The organism is Mycobacterium sp. TH-M106 (assembly GCF_057473765.1).
The window spans coordinates 1-16,769 of record NZ_JBYCLE010000096.1 but is presented as its reverse complement, the minus strand read 5'-3'; the positions used below and the strand labels follow the sequence as shown (position 1 = coordinate 16,769).

Annotated in this window: 16 protein-coding genes and 1 tRNA gene; 6 read left to right on the top strand and 11 right to left on the bottom strand. The window is 66.7% G+C overall.

Annotated elements, in window-relative coordinates:
* Positions 1-92: 92 nt before the first annotated feature.
* Positions 93-1,727, bottom strand: a complete 1,635-nt coding sequence (locus AC2VOP_RS03230; RefSeq protein ID WP_486959631.1) for a fatty acyl-AMP ligase — start codon at positions 1,725-1,727, stop codon at positions 93-95.
* A gap of 268 nt (positions 1,728-1,995) precedes the next feature.
* Positions 1,996-2,961 (bottom strand): 4-(cytidine 5'-diphospho)-2-C-methyl-D-erythritol kinase, encoded by a 966-nt coding sequence (locus tag AC2VOP_RS03225; protein ID WP_486959630.1) that lies wholly within the window; start codon positions 2,959-2,961, stop codon positions 1,996-1,998.
* Positions 2,962-3,087: 126 nt separating this feature from the next.
* On the opposite strand from AC2VOP_RS03225, the gene AC2VOP_RS03220 reads away from it, so the two are divergent.
* Positions 3,088-3,894: a serine/threonine-protein kinase gene (locus tag AC2VOP_RS03220; protein ID WP_486959629.1), complete on the top strand. Its 807-nt coding sequence runs from the start codon at positions 3,088-3,090 to the stop codon at positions 3,892-3,894.
* Here AC2VOP_RS03220 and rsmA read toward each other — a convergent pair.
* The 3 genes from rsmA to AC2VOP_RS03205 all read right to left on the bottom strand — a co-directional run bounded on the left by rsmA (position 3,866) and on the right by AC2VOP_RS03205 (position 6,905).
* The gene (gene rsmA, locus AC2VOP_RS03215) at positions 3,866-4,831 is read right to left on the bottom strand and encodes a 16S rRNA (adenine(1518)-N(6)/adenine(1519)-N(6))-dimethyltransferase RsmA (RefSeq protein WP_486959635.1); all 966 of its coding nucleotides are present in this window, start codon (positions 4,829-4,831) and stop codon (positions 3,866-3,868) included. The genes AC2VOP_RS03220 and rsmA overlap by 29 nt on opposite strands.
* Entirely contained in the window at positions 4,795-5,925 is a 1,131-nt protein-coding gene (locus AC2VOP_RS03210) for a resuscitation-promoting factor (RefSeq protein ID WP_486959628.1), read from the bottom strand. The genes rsmA and AC2VOP_RS03210 overlap by 37 nt, the downstream gene beginning before the upstream one ends.
* 131 nt (positions 5,926-6,056) lie before the next feature.
* Positions 6,057-6,905, bottom strand: coding sequence for a TatD family hydrolase (locus tag AC2VOP_RS03205; RefSeq protein WP_486959627.1), 849 nt, complete (start codon positions 6,903-6,905; stop codon positions 6,057-6,059).
* A 19-nt stretch (positions 6,906-6,924) separates the two neighbouring features.
* Between AC2VOP_RS03205 and metG the strand changes: the two genes are divergently transcribed.
* Together metG and AC2VOP_RS03195 are read left to right on the top strand one after the other, a co-directional pair.
* Positions 6,925-8,484, top strand: a complete 1,560-nt coding sequence (metG, locus tag AC2VOP_RS03200) for a methionine--tRNA ligase (RefSeq protein ID WP_486959626.1) — start codon at positions 6,925-6,927, stop codon at positions 8,482-8,484.
* Positions 8,485-8,652: 168 nt separating this feature from the next.
* Entirely contained in the window at positions 8,653-9,915 is a 1,263-nt protein-coding gene (locus AC2VOP_RS03195; RefSeq protein ID WP_486959625.1) for an aminodeoxychorismate synthase component I, read from the top strand.
* An 8-nt stretch (positions 9,916-9,923) separates the two neighbouring features.
* Here AC2VOP_RS03195 and rsmI read toward each other — a convergent pair whose 3' ends face one another.
* The gene (gene rsmI / locus AC2VOP_RS03190; protein ID WP_486959624.1) at positions 9,924-10,766 is read right to left on the bottom strand and encodes a 16S rRNA (cytidine(1402)-2'-O)-methyltransferase; all 843 of its coding nucleotides are present in this window, start codon (positions 10,764-10,766) and stop codon (positions 9,924-9,926) included.
* Positions 10,767-10,938: 172 nt separating this feature from the next.
* Between rsmI and AC2VOP_RS03185 the strand changes: the two genes are divergently transcribed.
* The 3 genes from AC2VOP_RS03185 to AC2VOP_RS03175 all read left to right on the top strand — a co-directional run bounded on the left by AC2VOP_RS03185 (position 10,939) and on the right by AC2VOP_RS03175 (position 14,027).
* Positions 10,939-12,423, top strand: coding sequence for a dolichyl-phosphate-mannose--protein mannosyltransferase (locus tag AC2VOP_RS03185; protein ID WP_486959634.1), 1,485 nt, complete (start codon positions 10,939-10,941; stop codon positions 12,421-12,423).
* 99 nt (positions 12,424-12,522) lie between these two features.
* Positions 12,523-13,380 (top strand): hypothetical protein, encoded by an 858-nt coding sequence (locus AC2VOP_RS03180; protein ID WP_486959623.1) that lies wholly within the window; start codon positions 12,523-12,525, stop codon positions 13,378-13,380.
* Between the two features lie 50 nt (positions 13,381-13,430).
* Complete coding sequence (locus AC2VOP_RS03175) at positions 13,431-14,027, top strand: alpha-ketoglutarate-dependent dioxygenase AlkB (RefSeq protein ID WP_486959633.1); 597 nt, start codon at positions 13,431-13,433, stop codon at positions 14,025-14,027.
* On the opposite strand, the gene AC2VOP_RS03170 is transcribed toward AC2VOP_RS03175, so the two are convergent.
* From AC2VOP_RS03170 to AC2VOP_RS03150, 5 genes are all read right to left on the bottom strand, one after another.
* The gene (locus tag AC2VOP_RS03170) at positions 14,024-14,683 is read right to left on the bottom strand and encodes a DUF5642 family protein (protein ID WP_486959622.1); all 660 of its coding nucleotides are present in this window, start codon (positions 14,681-14,683) and stop codon (positions 14,024-14,026) included. The two genes, AC2VOP_RS03175 and AC2VOP_RS03170, sit on opposite strands and share 4 nt — an antisense overlap.
* Positions 14,684-14,693: 10 nt before the next feature.
* The gene (locus AC2VOP_RS03165) at positions 14,694-15,647 is read right to left on the bottom strand and encodes a GNAT family N-acetyltransferase (protein WP_486959632.1); all 954 of its coding nucleotides are present in this window, start codon (positions 15,645-15,647) and stop codon (positions 14,694-14,696) included.
* A gap of 108 nt (positions 15,648-15,755) precedes the next feature.
* Entirely contained in the window at positions 15,756-16,145 is a 390-nt protein-coding gene (locus tag AC2VOP_RS03160) for a type II toxin-antitoxin system HicB family antitoxin (protein ID WP_486959621.1), read from the bottom strand.
* Positions 16,142-16,417: a toxin HicA gene (locus AC2VOP_RS03155; RefSeq protein WP_486959620.1), complete on the bottom strand. Its 276-nt coding sequence runs from the start codon at positions 16,415-16,417 to the stop codon at positions 16,142-16,144. The genes AC2VOP_RS03160 and AC2VOP_RS03155 overlap by 4 nt, the downstream gene beginning before the upstream one ends.
* 257 nt (positions 16,418-16,674) lie before the next feature.
* Positions 16,675-16,747, bottom strand: a tRNA-Ala gene (locus AC2VOP_RS03150).
* Between the last annotated feature and the right edge of the window lie 22 nt (positions 16,748-16,769).

Here is a 16,769-nt window from a genome sequence, read left to right as displayed (position 1 = left end):
CCGTCGCCTGCCAGCAGATCCCGCCACACACCAATTGTCCTATACCACAGCGCGAACTCCGCGAAACGACTCACTATATTACCGAAAATTCTTTAGGTGACCAGCGTGACGGAATTGGCCCGGCGTAGTTTGCCCGACGGCGTCTTGGGAATGGCCCCGGGGCCCAGCACCACCACGTTGCGGGGGCGCAGATCGACTTCAGCCACCACCTCGTGCGCCACCTGGTGTTCGATACGGCGGACCTCGGCGGGATCCTGCCAGGCGTTGGACTCCACCGCGACTGCGAAGGTCTCCCGGGAGTGGCCGGCGTCCAGCCGCACCGCCACAGCGCAACCCGCTCGAACCCCGTCGACCCGGCCGGCGGCCCGCTCGATGTCGGTGGGGTAGATGTTGCGACCAGCCATGATGATGACGTCTTTCACCCGGCCGCACACCACAATGTGGCCGTTTTCCATCAAGTAACCGAGGTCGCCAGTGTCATACCAGCCGTGTTCGTCCTGCGCGGGAATGAAACCCGCCATGGTGATGTAGCCCGGAGTTACCGGTTCGCCGCGCAGCTGGATGACACCGACCCCGCGAGGCGGCAGCACGTCGCCGTCCTCGTCGACGATGCGGGCTTCGATGCCCTGCAGCAGCGGACCCAGCGAGGCCAGCCGCCGGGTGTTGCCCTTGGTGGCCGGCACCGCGCGCCTCAGCGCAGCCAGCAGGTCGGCATCTACCTCGTCGACCTCCAGTCCCTCCTCGACCGGCGAGAACGACACCGCCAGTGTCGTCTCGGCCATGCCGTAGGCGGGCAGGATCACCTCCGGCTTGAGCCCGAACGGCCGGCCCGCGTCGATCAGATCTTCGACGTCGGCGGGCTCAACCGGTTCGGCGCCCGACATCGCGATCCGCAGCGTGGACAGGTCGAACTGACCGGGTTTGGCTTGCTTGCGCAGCCGCTTGGCGAACAGCGAGTAGGCGAAATTCGGCCCGCAGATGAAGGTGCCCTTGTACTTGTCAATCAGCTTCGCCCACAGCAGCGTGTCGCGCAGGAAGTCCAGCGGGGTGACCTTGACCAGCTCGGCACCGAAGTACATCGGCACAGTCAGAAAGCCGATCATGCCCATGTCGTGGAAGCACGGCAGCCAGCTGATCATCACGTCTTTTTCGACGTCGTATTTCACGCCGACGAACATCGCCTCGACGTTGGAGTGAATGTTGCGGTGGGTGATCTGGACGGCCTTGGGGGATCCGGTGGAGCCCGACGTCAACTGCATCAGGGCCAGGTCGTCCTCGCCGGTCTGCACCGGGTCGATCGGTTCGGACGCCAGCAGTTGCTCCACGGTTACCGCCTCGATGCCGCGCTCGGCGAGCACCGGCAGCGCCGCCGTGAAGGGGTCGGAGACGATGACGGTCTTGGCCTCGATCATGTCGATGACGGTCGCGGTGTCTTCCGCCCAGACCGCCAAGTCGGTACGGGGAGTGGGCTGATGCAACATGGTCAGGCTGGCTCCACGCATCCACAACCCCTGCGCGGTGGGGGCGATTTCCACCGGAGCGCCGGCCAGCACGCCGACCGCGTCACCGTGTCCCACCCCCGCCGCGGCCAGCCCACCGGCCACCCGCCGGGCGCGTTCGTGCACCTCACCCCAGGTGTGCCGGATCGGGTGGTGCGGCTCGCCGGAGACCATCCCTTTGGTGCTGTTGCGGGCGTTGCAGAACATTTTTTCGGTGAACCTGCTCACGACAACCTCCTGATGCGGTGCAGTGCTGTGCACAACGTCTGAGATTCAATGTTCCACCTGGTAGCGGCCGCTTTGTGAGAGGCGCGCCTGCACAATCGGGGAGCGATCGTGTCTCGAAACGGTGGTGGGCCACAGACGGTACGCACAGTTGCGCGACACCCCGCGAGCAATGGGATCGCACGATTGTCCTGACCGCAACTAGTCACCGCGCAGTATCTTAAACTCCTCTTAAAGACCGGACAAATCCTCCGCTGAATTGCGATCTACATCACACTCCGGTGACCGGGGACGGCACCACCCGGGCACCGTACACCGGCCCGCTGGCCACCCGGACCGCGCGGCAGACGCCCACCGCCGCGAGCTCGGCGCCGACGTCGGCGGCCGACGCCACCGACGCGCACAAGAACGCGCACGTCGGCCCCGAACCGGACACTACGCCGGCCAGTGCACCCGCCTCGGTGCCCGCGCGCAGGGCAGATCGCAGCGCCGGGGCCAGACTCACCGCCGCCGCCTGCAGCTCATTGCCCAGCAGCGGAGCGAGGCGATGGGGATCGCCGGCCGCCAGCGCCGCCAACACCGGCTCGGGTTGGTCAAGCCGCGGTGCTTCGCGGCGGGCTTCAGCTCGGAGGCGGTCCAGCTCGGCGAACACCGCGGCAGTGGACAACCCGCCCTCGCCGAATGCCAACACCCAGTGAAAGGTGTTGCGGGTCAGCACGGTGGCCAGCTCCTCACCGCGACCGGTGCCCAACGCGGTGCCACCATGCAACGCGAAGGGCACGTCGCTACCCAGCTGGGCGGCCAGCGAATGCAGATCACGACGCGGTATGCCCAACTCCCACAGCACGTTCATCGCGACCAGCACCGCGGCGGCGTCCGCGCTGCCGCCGGCCATGCCGCCGGCGACCGGGATGGACTTGTCGACCGTGATCGCCACGTCGGGCACCCGGCCCACGTGACTGGCCATCAACTCGGCGGCCCGCCAGGCCAGGTTGTGCTCGTCGGTGGGCAGCAGGTCGGCGCCCTCCCCGACAACTCGCAGCGACAGCATGTCCGCGGCGCAGACCGTGACCTCGTCGACCACCGACACCGCGTGAAACACCGTGGTCAGCTCGTGGTAGCCGTCGGCGCGGCGATCCCCCACGGCCAGGTAAAGGTTGAGCTTCCCGGGTGCTTGCACGGTGACCGAACCGGTGGGGATCCACTCGGTAGCAGTGTTTCCGTCGGACGCGGTCACGCCGACGAGACTATCGCCGGTGACCTCAGCCGTTACGACAGGCCGCTGAACGAATCACCGATCGCAAAAATCGCGTTCTTGCGGGAGGCTGGGCAGGCTCAAACCATCAGGTCCTAGCCTGAAACGGTGCTATACGGTGGCGACACCCTCGGTGACTACGTCATCGACCGGACGGTCGGCCGCGGCGGGTGTGCCACGGTGTATCGGGCCCACCCCGTATCCGGCCCTCAGCGCGTGCTGGCGCTCAAGGTCCTCGACGAGGGCCACCGCACAGCGGCCGAGCGAGCCCACCTGGACCGGGAGTTCGAGTTCGCACGCGCACTCGATCACCCCCACGTCGTCACGGTCTACGACCGCGGGCCCGGTTGGCTTACCATGCAACTCGTCGCCGGTGGCAACTCGACACGGCTACAGCTGTTCGACGACCGGCTGGCAGCCCTGGCGCAGATCGCCGACGCGCTGGACTATGCACACCGCAACGGCATCGTGCACTGCGACGTTAAGCCCGCGAATATCCTTGTTGCCGAGGATTTCTCCCACGATGGCGCGGTGCTGATCGACTTCGGTGTGGCTCACGCCGTCGCCGAAGACGTGTGGCGACGGCAAAGACGTCCGCAGGTATCGTTGCCCTACACTGCCCCCGAAGTACTGCTCGGGAAAGCACCCGCTGCTGCCACCGACGAGTATGCGCTGGCATGTACGACGGTCGAATTACTCACCGGGGCACCGCCGTTCACTGCAGATACCGCCGCTGAGCTGGTAGACGCGCAGCTGCGCAGGTTGCCGCGGCCTGTCTCCGGCGACTTCGGTTGGATACCACGCGCCTTCGACACGGTGCTTTCCCGGGCGATGGCGAAAGCACCGGAGGTGCGCTACCGCTCCTGCACTGAGTTCGTCGAACACATCACCCGGGTGCTGCGCACGTCGGGTTAGCCCGCCGCGGCGTGCCGCTGGGACTGGTCCGAGCCGGCGTCTTCGGAGAATCCGAGCGCTGGAGCAACCGGACGAAGTCGGCGATCGACAGCGTCTCGCCGCGGCGAGCCGGGTCGATGCTGGCAGCCAGCAGTCGCTTCGCGGATTCGTTGCCTGAGCCCGCCCACTCGGCGAAGGCATTGCGAGTGGTTTTGCGCCGCTGCGCGAATGCGGTGTCCACCAGTTGGAAGACGCGTCGACGGAATGTGTCGTCGGTGGGCCACGGTGCGGCTCGATATCGATCGACACGCACCAGTCCGGAAGAGACTCGCGGAATCGGCCAAAACACGGCCGGGGGCACCCTGCCGAGACGGCGTACCGTCCCGAAGAACCCGACCTTCACGCTGGGGATCCCGTAGTCCTTGCCGCCCGGCTCGGCGACCAGCCGTTCGGCGACCTCAGCCTGGACCATCACCGTCGCCGTCCGGCAGGTGGGGAACTCGGCTAGCAGATGCAACAAGGCCGGCACCGCAACGTTGTACGGCAGATTCGCCACCACCGCGGTGGGCTCATCGATCAGCTCATCCGGGCCCGCAGAGAGGATGTCACAGTTGAGCACCCTGAGTCGGTCGGCTTCACCGTTCCAGTGCTCCGCAACCGTTTGCGGCAGCCGGCCGGCCAGCACCGGGTCGATCTCGACGGCGGTGACCGCCGCGCCGCGGTCGAGCAGGGCCAGGGTCAGTGAACCGAGGCCGGGTCCGACCTCCAAGACGTGGTCGCCCTGGTTCACTTCGGCGGCCGACGCCACCCGGCGCACCGTGTTGGCGTCGTGGACGAAGTTCTGGCCCAGTGATTTCCGCGGCCGGAAGTCCAGCTCTTTGGCCAGCGCCCTGATCTCGGTGCGTCCGAGGAGCCGAACGGTCAGCGGGTACCCGCCCGTCCGCTGCACACCGGCCAGGCACCCCAACCCTGACGTCCCCGGGTGACCTCGGCGATGGCGATCTGCTCTTCCCGGGTAGCCAAGTCCGCGCGCGGGGCATACCGCAGGCCGCCGTTGCGCTCCCACGTGCCCTGGTCGAACTGGACGCCACCGTAGTAGCCGTTGCCGGTATTGATCGCCCAGTTGCCACCGGCCTCGCAGCGGGAGATGGCGTCCCAGGTGCCGCCGTTGCTCACCGGCGGCACTTCGGTGCCCGGCTTGGCCCCGACTCGCAGCACAGCGTCGCGGGCCGGTTGCACCACGGTGTTGGCCACCGGCAGCTTGCCCGTCTCCTTCCCGTTGACCATGGCCACGGTGAACGTCACGTCCTGGGTGCCCGGCGTGCCGGGGTCTTCCACGACTTGGCGGCTCATGTTCATCGTCGGGTCTTCGATCCGCTGCGGGTTCGGCGCCAGCGGCACCCGCTCGGTGACCTGTTGGGTACGGATTCTGGTCACCTGGATCCGCATTCCCTCGGTGACCGGCGTCGAGGCCGCCGGCGTAACCTTGTCGCTCTGCTCCAGCGGAGCGCCGGCCGCCGCCAGCAGGCCCGCTACGTGGGGCGCGGCTAGGTGCACCGTTCGCACCGCCCCGCCGTCGTCGATCTGCACCGTTTTGGCGCTGACGACCGGCAGCGCCATGCCGGCCAGCGGGACCCGGCTGCCGCGGGAGGCCGCAACCGGGGCGGTGTCGGTCATGGACAGCTGGGCCAGCGCCTCATCGACGGTGCTTGCCGTCGTCCAGACCTGCTTGGCGTCTGTTCCGCCGTCTAGGGAGATCTGCAAGGGCCGGCTGCGCCGCAGCGTGATCGTGTCGGTGTTCTGCACTCGCGTGTCGCCGGCCGGAGACAGGTCGTCGCGCTCGGCGACGGTGAATCCGTTCTCTTCGACGATGTCGATCACCCGAGACTTCATCGTGGTGACGGTGGTGGGTGTTCCATCGATGTCCAGGGTCACCGTCTTGTGGTTGGCGACTGCGTAACCGCCGGCGAAGGTCAGTGAAAGCAACAGCGCAGCGACAAGTATTCGCAGCATCGGCGACTGGTTCTGGTGGAGCTTTGTCACGACATTCAACGCGCTGCTGACCCTGACCTCAACGACCTCATGACACAGGAGAGGGGCCCTTAGGGCCCCACATTCGATAACGAGACGGTAACGAACCGGCTCCGCTCGATCAACTTCCGGCTGACGTTCTTACAGGACTCTTAATGCAATCCGTACGTCCGACGGGCGTTATCGGCGGTGATCCGGGCGAGATCGGCGGCCGGCACATCCAGCAGCTCGGCCAGCGCTCGAACCGTGTAAGGCAGGCAGTAGGGCTCGTTGGGCGCACCGCGATAGGGGTGCGGCGTCAGAAACGGTGCGTCGGTCTCCACCAACAATTGCCGGGAGGGAATCAGCGGCGCGGCTTCCCGCAGCTCACTAGCATTGCGGAAGGTCACCGTGCCTGACAGGCTGAGCAGCCACCCGGCGTCGGCGCAGCTGCGGGCCATCTCCTTGCCCGAGGAAAAACAGTGAAAGATCACCACCTCGGGTGCGCCCTCGGCCGCCAGCACCTCGAGCACGTCGGCGTCCGCGCCGCGGTTATGGATCATCAGCGGTTTGCCGGTTCGTTTGGCCAGGTCGATGTGCCAGGCGAAGGCCTCCCGCTGGGTGCCCGGTTCCGCGCAGCCCGCCAGCCGGCCCGGCCAGTACAGGTCCAGACCGGTCTCCCCGATCGCCACCACCCGCGGGTGGGCGGCCAACCGTTCGATCTCGTCGCGGGCGGCCTCGGTCAGCGCGTCGGCGCGGGTGGGATGCAGCGCCACCGCGGCGTAGACCCGCGGATCCCCATCGGCGGCCCGCGTCACCCAACGCGCCGAACTCAGATCGTCGGCGACGGTGACGATCGCCTCAACCCCGACCGCGGCGGCACGGTCGGCCATGGCGCGCACTTCGTCGGTGTCCCGCGCCCCGCAGGCGTCGAGGTGGGTGTGCGCGTCGACCAGCGGGTGCAGCGGCTCCGGGGGCGGCGGCGCTGGCCGCTCGGCTGACCGTTTGGAACTCACGGCCACACAATAGGGTGGATCTGCGATGAATACGATCACTAGGGGCCGCCCCTTCTACATCACCACTGCGATCACCTATCCGAACGGTGAACCGCACATCGGGCATGCCTACGAATACATCGCCACCGATGCGATCGCCCGGTTCAAACGGCTCGACGGCTTCGACGTGCGCTACCTGACCGGCACCGACGAGCACGGGTTGAAGATGATGGAGACGGCTGCGGCAGAAGGGATTCCGACCGCACAACTGGCCCGCCGTAACTCCGATGTGTTTCAGCGGCTGCAGGAGAAGCTCAACATCTCCTTCGACCGGTTCATCCGCACCACCGACGCCGACCACTTGGCGGCGTCCAAGGTGATCTGGCAGCGGATGGCCGACGCAGGCGACATCTACCTCAATTCCTATTCGGGGTGGTACTCGGTGCGCGACGAACGGTTCTTCGTCGAATCCGAGACCGTCCTTGGCGATGGCGGCACCCGGGTGGCGGCGGAGACCGGGGCGCCGGTGACGTGGACCGAGGAGCAGACCTATTTCTTCCGGCTCTCGGCATATGCCGAGCCGCTTTTGGCCCACTACCGTGCACATCCGGAGTTCATCGGGCCGGAGGTACGCCGCAACGAGGTGGTCAGCTTTGTCTCCGGCGGACTGCGCGATCTGTCGATATCCCGAACCTCGTTCGACTGGGGTGTACCGGTTCCCGAGCATCCCGACCATGTCATGTATGTGTGGGTCGACGCCCTGACGAACTACCTGACCGGCGTGGGTTACCCCGACACCGACTCCGAGATGTTTCGCCGCTATTGGCCTGCCGATCTGCACATGATCGGCAAAGACATCATCCGGTTCCACACCGTCTACTGGCCGGCGTTTCTGATGTCGGCCGGAATTGAGCTTCCGCGAAAGGTTTTCGCGCACGGCTTCCTGCTCAACCGCGGTGAGAAGATGAGCAAGTCGGTGGGCAACGTCATCGACCCGGACACGCTGGTCGACAAGTTCGGCCTGGACCAGGTGCGATACTTCCTGCTGCGCGAGGTTCCGTTCGGCCAGGACGGCAGCTACAGCGACGACGCGATCATCACCCGGATAAACACCGATCTGGCGAACGAATTGGGCAATCTGGCGCAACGGTCGCTGTCGATGATCGCCAAGAACCTGGACGGAATCGTCCCAGAACCAGGCGAATTCACCGCTGAGGATATCGAGCTGCTGTCGGCGGCCGACGGTCTGCTTGACCGAGTGCGGTCCGACTTCAATACTCAGGCAATGCATTTGGGCCTGGAGGCGATCTGGCTGATGCTCGGTGCCGCCAACCGGTATTTCTCCGCGCAACAGCCGTGGGTGCTGCGCAAGAGTGAGTCCGCGGCCGATCAGGCCCGGTTCGGCACCGTGCTCTATGTGACGTGCGAGGCGGTGCGCATTGCGGCGCTGTTGGTCCAGCCCGTCATGCCCGAGTCGGCGGGCAAGCTGTTGGACCTGCTCGGCCAGTCGCAGGAGCAACGCAGCTTCGCCGCGATCGCCGCACGGCTGGTGCCCGGCACCCCGCTACCGCCGCCCGTCGGCCTGTTCCCCCGCTACGTTTCTTGACCGCGAGCAGACGCTAAAGCCCCCCGCGCGCTGGGCGTGTCAGGGGCTTTAGCGTCTGCTCGCCAGTGACACGCGGCGGCTACTTCGACACCCTGGCAGCCGCTGCAGGACAGTTACCTGCCGTCAGCCGCGGGTAACTTGCGACCGCCCGTCTGTCAAGCTTGGACCGTGCGAATCGAGCGGCTAGACGGCCTGAGCGAAGCGCCGGAGGTGCTGCGCGCGGTCGGTGACGCCACCGTTCGGCTGGGCCTGCCGCCTCCGGCGGCGCTGACCGGCGAGTGGTTCGACGCGCTCGCGGTGATCGCACCGAGCGTGGCGATACGGCCCGTCGACCCCGGTGACGCGTTCGCTGTTCCCTCGGGTTCCGACGCCAGCGGTGTGGGCGGCGGTTGGATCGGCTACCTGTCCTACCCGGATGCCGGCGCTGGCGGGCAACCGGCCCGGCTCCCGCAGGCCGCCGGCGGCTGGACCGACTGCGTGTTGCGCCGCGACGCAGACGGGTGTTGGTGGTACGAAAGCCTCTCCGGGGCTGCGATGCCAGGCTGGCTGACCGAAGCGCTGGCGACCCCGGCGCCAACGCGAAATTGCCACGTCGACTGGGGGCAGGCCGACCGCGACCGGCACCGCGCCGGGGTGCTGGCGTGCCTGGAAGCGATCCGGGACGGCGAGGTGTATCAAGCGTGTGTATGCACTCAATTCAGCGGGACCGTCGCGGGCGCTCCGCTGGACTTCTTCGCCGATGCGGTGACGCGCACCGCGCCGGCCCGGGCCGCATATGTCGCCGGGGACTGGGGGGCGGTGGCCTCGTTGTCACCGGAGCTGTTTCTGCGCCGCTGCGGCGACACCGTGATCTCCAGCCCGATCAAGGGCACCCTGCCGCTGGACGCATGCCCGTCGGCGCTGCGGTCCTCGGTAAAGGACGTCGCGGAGAACATCATGATCGTCGACCTGGTCCGCAACGACCTGGGCCGGGTGGCGATCACCGGGACGGTCACCGTGCCCGAGCTGTTGGCGGTACGGCCCGCGCCGGGGGTGTGGCATCTGGTGTCGACGGTATCAGCCCGGGTGCCCGTCGAGCTGCCCACGTCGGCGTTGCTGGCCGCTGCGTTTCCGCCCGCTTCGGTTACCGGAACACCGAAGTTGCGTGCTCGCCAACTGATTTCGGAGTGGGAGTGGCAACGCCGCGGAGTCTACTGCGGAACGGTCGGTTTAGCCTCACCGATAGCCGGATGCGAGCTCAATGTGGCGATCCGCACTGTCGAATTCAACGCGATCGGTGGTGCCGTGGTGGGCGTCGGCGGCGGCATCACCGCCGACTCCGACGCGGACGCCGAATGGCAGGAGTGCCTACACAAGGCCGCGCCGGTCCTCGGGCTGACGCCCACGCTCATCGACTCTGCGTCCACAACGGGGCTCGCTTTCGCGCCGTGAGCGCAGAATCAACGCCGGCCCCGAGAACGCAGCACCGCGTCGTAGAGCTCGCGCCGCGGCGGTGCTCCCGGGTGGGCGGCGGCCACCCGCCCACAGGCGTCCTTGACCCGGACGCCGTCGTCAACTAGCTCCGCGACCTCGGCCACCAGCACGGACATCTCGGTCTGTGGGCAACCTCCGGCCAGCACCACGGTGATCTCGCCGAGCACGCCCTCGGCAGCCCACGCCGCGAGTTCGTCCAGCGTTCCCCGCACCACTTCCTCGTGCACCTTGGTCAGCTCCCGGCATACCACCGCGCGTCGCGCACCACCAAGCTGTTCGGCCGCGTCCCGCAGGCAGCCGGGCAGCCGGCGCGGCGACTCGAAGAACACACAGGTGCGGCGCTCGTCGGCAAGCGTTGCCAGCCAGGCCTTGCGCGCTGACGGCTTACGCGGGGCGAAACCCTCGAAGCAGAACTTCTCCGGTGCCAGGCCGGACACCGCCAGTGCGGTGGTCACCGCCGACGGGCCGGGCAGACAACCCACGTCCACATCGGCGTCCAGGCAAGCGGTGACCAACCGGTAGCCCGGGTCGCTGATCGCCGGCATCCCGGCATCGCTGACCACCAGCACCGTGGCTCCGGCGGCGATGTCGGCCAGCAGAGCGGGGAGCCGCGCCGCTTCGTTCGCGTCGAACAGGCTGACCACCTTGCCGGTGATGCGGACATCGAGTGCGCTGGCCAGCTTGCGTACCCGCCGGGTGTCCTCGGCGGCCACCACATCGGCAGTTCCCAGCGCGGCGACCAACCTGGCCGACGCATCCGCCGGTTGACCCAGTGGCGTCGCAGCCAGCAGAAGTCGACCGGCGGCCATGGCGCAAAGCCTACGATCGTTGGGTGACCGCCGGCGACGATGCAGTGGGGGTACCTCCCGCTTGCGGGGGACGAAGCGATGCGCAGGAGCGGCGCCGGTGACCGCCCCGGCCGTGACCAGCCCGGCAGGCGTGGCCGCGGAGCGTACGCCCGCGCTCGTCAGTCCGGGCCCGATGGCGCCGGTCGCAGATTTCGGGCCAGTCGACCGCAGCACCGGATGGGCAGTGACCGCCGCGGTCACCGCCCTGGCTGCGGTGACCCGGTTTGTCAACCTCGGATCACCGACCGATGCCGGCACCCCGATCTTCGACGAGAAGCATTACGCACCGCAGGCCTGGCAGGTGCTGCACAACCGCGGCGTGGAAGACAACCCGGGATACGGCCTGGTCGTGCACCCCCCGGCCGGGAAACAGCTGATCGCGATCGGTGAGGCAATCTTCGGCTACAACGGGCTGGGCTGGCGATTCACCGGCGCCCTGCTCGGAGTCATCCTGGTGGGGCTGGTGGTGCGGATCGTTCGCCGGATCAGCCGTTCCACGCTCGTCGGTGGGATCGCCGGGCTGCTGCTCATCGGCGACGGCGTCAGTTTCGTCGGCTCGCGGACCGCGTTGCTCGACGGCTTTTTGGCATTTTTCGTGGTCGCGGCCTTCGGTGCCCTCATCGTCGACCGCGACCGGGTGCGGATGCGGATGCACACCGTGCTGAACGAAGGCCGCACCGCCGACACGCCGTGGGGCCCGCGGCTGGGCGTGCGATGGTGGAGGTTCGGCGCCGGGGTACTGCTCGGGTTGGCGTGTGCCACCAAATGGTCCGGGCTGTACTTCGTGGCGTTCTTCGGCGCGATGTCGCTGGCGTTCGACGTCGCGGCGCGACGCCAGTTCCGGGTGCCCCGTCCCTGGTGGGGAACGCTCCGCCGCGATCTGGGGCCGACGGCCTACGCGTTGCTGCTCATCCCGTTCGGAGTCTATCTGGCGTGCTACGCGCCGTGGTTCGCCTCCGAAACGGCGGTCGACCGCCATGAGGTAGGCCAGTCGATCGGTGCGGCCACCCGCTTTCCCGTACCGGACGCGATCCGATCGCTGTGGCACTACACCTACCAGGCCTACCACTTCCATGCCAGCCTGACGAACGCAGCGGGCAACCACCATCCATGGGAATCGAAACCCTGGGCGTGGCCGATGTCGCTGCGGCCGGTGCTCTACGCCATCGACCAACAAAACGTCCCCGGCTGCGGTGCGCAGTCGTGCGTCAAGGCGGTGATGCTGGTCGGCACTCCGGCGATGTGGTGGCTCGCGGTGCCGGTCCTCGGCTACGCGTCGTGGCAGATGCTGGTGCACCGCGACTGGCGGTATGCGGTCGTGCTGGTCGGCTACTGCGCGGGTTGGCTGCCGTGGTTCGCCGACATCGACCGGCAGATGTACTTCTTCTACGCGGTACCCATGGCGCCGTTTTTGGTGATGGCAATCGCGCTGATCCTCGGTGACATCCTGTACCAGCCGGGTCAGAACGACGAGCGGCGGGCCCTCGGGCTGATCGCGGTGTGCTGCTACGTCGCCCTAGTGCTGACCAATTTCGCCTGGCTGTATCCGGTGCTCACCGGCCAGCCGATCTCCCAGGCCACCTGGCACATGGAGATCTGGCTGCCCAGCTGGCGGTAAGTGTGCGTTGAGATTGCAGTCAGGGCTGCTGTTTCGGGTTATCCACAGCTCTGAGTGCAATGTCAACGCGCGAACGGCGGTGTCGGACATCATCAGCGCATGGAGGTGCTGCGAGGAAACGAAGCACTATCAAGTGGACGATTGACACGCAGCCAATTGCGCTGGAATTACCGGCCGATATTTCCCAATGTCTATGTCCCGAGGACGATCGCTCCCACGCTGACCAGTAAAACGGTCGGCGCGTGGCTGTGGTCAGGCCGTGACGGCATGATCGCCGGGCGTGCCGCGGCGGCCCTGCACGGCGCGCTGTGGGTCGACGCGGGTTCGCCGATCGAGATGATTTGGCGAAGCTGCCGCTCACCGGCGGGAATCGTGACGCGCAACGAACGGATAGACGACGACGAGGTGGTCGCCGTTGCGGGGATGACGGTGACTTCTCCGGCGCGGACCGCGCTCGATCTCGCCCGGCATCTGCCTCGTGACGCCGCGGTGCGACACCTCGATGCATTGGCCCGCGCAACAGACGTCAAGGCCGGCGACGCCGTTTCATTGGCCGAGCGCTGTCCGAAGGCGCGCGGTCTGCGTCGATCCGAAATCGCGCTCGGGCTGATGGACGCCGGTGCCGAATCACCGAAGGAGACGTGGTTGCCGCTCCTGCTCATCGCTGCCGGACTGCCGCCGCCGCGGACACAGATCAGGGTCACCGACGGATTCAACGAGGCATTTATCGACATGGGCTACGACGAGGAGATGGTCGGACTTGATTACGACGGCAAGCACCACAGCACCGATCGTGCCCGGTATGTGCACGGCATCGGACGTGCTGAGCTGATCGAGCGCGAAGGCTGGATCGACATTCACGTGGTAGCCGAACACACTCGGCGTTTCATCCTGCACCGAGTGTCGGAGGCCTTCGCCCGCCGCGGGCATCCGGTGACATTGCGCCCAGGGTCGTGAAATCCCTCCGGCAACAGCCCTGACCGCAATCTCAACGCGGTAGACTCGAACTGATGTGCGAGATACAGGGCGCGCTGTTCGATTGCAACCAACGCCGACGGCTCGACGGCGGAGCGTGGCTCGACCTGCGCTGCGGCTGGGCGAAGGACGTCGACGACGTGCTCACCGAGCTGCAGTCCACGGTGCCGTGGCGGACCGAGCGTCGGCAGATGTACGACCAGGTGGTCGACGTGCCCAGGCTGGTGAGCTTTTACGACCTGAGTGTCGAGGACGCACCGCACCCACTGATCACCCGGCTGCGGCGACGGCTCAACGACACCTATACCCGCGAGCTGGGCGAGCCGTTCACCACCGTCGGACTGTGCCTGTACCGCGACGGCACCGACAGCGTGGCCTGGCACGGCGACACCATCGGCCGTGGCCGCAAGGCGGACACCATGGTCGCGATCGTCAGCCTGGGCGCGACCCGCACCTTTGCGCTACGACCGCGCGGCGGTGGATCGTCGTTGCGGTTTCCGCAGCGGCACGGCGATCTGCTGGTCATGGGTGGCTCGTGTCAGCGCACTTGGGAGCACTCGATCCCCAAGACGTCCACGCCGACCGGCCCGCGGATCAGCCTCCAGTTCCGGCCCCGCGGCGTGCGCTAGCTTCTGACTGCCGCGACGGCGGCGACGAGCAAGTCGCGTGCCCGCGCGGTATCCACCGGGACGACCGGCCGGTCGGGTTGCACCAGCGAGTTCGCGGTGACCAGTACCTGGTAGGGGCCGAAATACGCAGAGTAGTTGTAAAGCTCCCCGGTACGGGGTTTGTCGTCGGAGACCGTCTGAATCACCCGGTGGATGCCCAGCGTGCGGGTTCCGTCGATCCGCGGCACCTCGACCACCTCCACCAAGCCGCGGATCGTCTCTCCGGCAAATCCTACTTTCTGGCAACTGCGCCCCGGCTCGACGAGCGACAGTGGTTCGGATGTCTCCAAGGCAATGGTGATGAAGCGGTTCCCGTTGCCCTCGGCGGCGACCGCGGCCATGTTCCCCTGCACGCCTTGCGGCAACTGCTGGCTGATCGCGAATTTCGAGCAATCCGCGGGGTCGAAAGTCAACCCCGGGGGCAGCGTCGTGCCGGCCAGCAGTCGCGGGTCGATTCCGGTGTGGGCGATGTCCTTGACCTGGAACTCCGGTCCGAAGGTCGACTTGACGTCGACCACTTTGTCGATGTCGGCCGACACCTCGGCCGGCTGGCCCGATCCGCAGGCGGCCAACCAGCATCCGAATCCGATCGCCAATACCGCGCGGACGTTCGACACCGGAGCTAATCTACCCGACGGTCCGGATGACTTGACGGCCAACATCTTTGATCCGGCCGATGACGACTTCGTCAAATGGAACTTCAGCCGCCGCGGGGACGTCGATCACGGTGGTCACGATCCCGGGGTCGTCGCGCTGCCAGAACGCGCCGTGCCGATCCAGAATGGCACGCATCGGCACGTTTTCGGAAAGCACACGCGCCGAGAACTTCTCGACACCGTCCAGCCGGGCGACAACAGACAGCGCACCCATCAGAAAGGTCCCGATACCGCGACCCTGGTAGGCATCACCGACGGTGAACGCGATTTCGGCGACGGTCGGGTCGCCTTCGTCGCGGACGAATCGTGCGTCGGCGACGGGCGAGCCGTCCGGCTCCGTCACCACCCAGACGAAGTGATCGACATAGTCGACCTCGAACAGGTAGTGCATGAGAGCCGGGCTGGGAATCCGGGTCGTCATGAACCGTCGGTAGAGCGTCTCGCCGGAGAACTCCACATGCCCGTGCACGGTTCGTTCGCTGTCGCCGGGCAGCACCGGGCGCAGCAGCAGTTCGGTGCCGTCGCGAACCCGGATCGGGATCGGGGTGATGTGGGCGGCGAGGCGCTGTCGAGCGGTCCGCACCAGCCGGCCCATCACCTCCGGGATCTGCAGCATCCGTGCGAAGGCCTGCTGGTCGCCGACCCAGCCGGACACCGGCGTAGCGGTGGTGACGGTCGCTGTTCGCCGGCTGTTGCGCAGCAATGCGATCTCCCCGACCACCATGCCCGCCGACACCTTGCCCACCACCACAACCCCGTCGTCGCCGCTGTGGGTGACGCCGGCGGTCCCCGACGAAATAAGCAGAAACGAAACGGCCCGCTCCCCCTGGCGCATCAGCACCTGGCCAGCGGCTGCCCGCAACGGTTCCAGGCTCGTGACCAGCGGCTCGAGGTCTTCGGCAGAACAACCGGCGAAAATGTCCATCGCCGCGAGTTCGTCGGTGCCCAAACTCAGTTCGGCCACTGTGAGATCCCGGGCATCCCGAACACTGCGCTCACGGCCATCGGCTACTCCGCTCCGGTACGAACGCGTCTACCTGCGTTGCGAAACATCTGCAACTAACCGCTCAGCTCCAGCAGCACTGGGCATAGCAAGTGGCCGCACAGCAAGTTTCTGCATGGCCCACTGGTTGATCGACACGCCCTGCTCGGCCGCCTCGATAGTTAAGCGCCTGTGCAGCTCCGGCGACGTACGCACAAAGACTTTTCCGCTGTATCTGCGCTCCGCTAGCGGCTCCGGCGGTATCTCGCCAGCTTCCTGTATATCGACCACGACCTCTTGGACTAGCTTGTAGACGCCCTGCATCGCGGCGACAGGGTCAGGGTCCATCCACGACAGCGACGGGAACTCAGCAACTAGGCCAACCCACTCGCCATCTTCTGGCGACCACTCGACACGGTACGTGTAGTGCAGTCCGCTCACTTGTCCTCGCCTCCTTCCCTGAGTTTGTCGATAGCTTTCACGACTTGCCTGATCTGGTATGGCTTCGCTTTGCCTTCTTTAGTCTTCTGGATATTGATCCTCGGGTCACCCGGCCACGGCATCTTGAAGACCGCGTGACTGGTGCCCCGCTGGCGCGGCTCACCGAAATAATGGCCACATATCGCCTCCAAATCAGCGTAAGAAACGTTCGTGGGGGCCTCGCGCATCCGCGCCTCAACCTTGGCGAGCCGCTTCACATTCACCACCATCATGCTAGCGCCCATGTTAGCAATCCATCTAGCGTGACATGAGCGCCGTGTGCAGCGGCACCGCCACCGCTGGTGATGAGCGGGTGCTTAGGTCCACGTCGGGTTGGTGGCCGGGTTTCATCTGGCACTTGTTCCGACCGCGTTCGCGGCGGCGGCTGGCTCTAGACACTCCGGCGGCCGTCACCACCGCGATAACCAGGGGCAACCGCCGTCGGCGGCATCCAATCGCCGCGTCGCAGATGTGGCAGCGCTTTTCCCCGTGGAGCTAAGGGGATTCGAACCCCTGACCTACTCGATGCGAACGAGTCGCGCTACCAACTGCGCCATAGCCCCTGGCCGCTAGCAGGCTACCAGC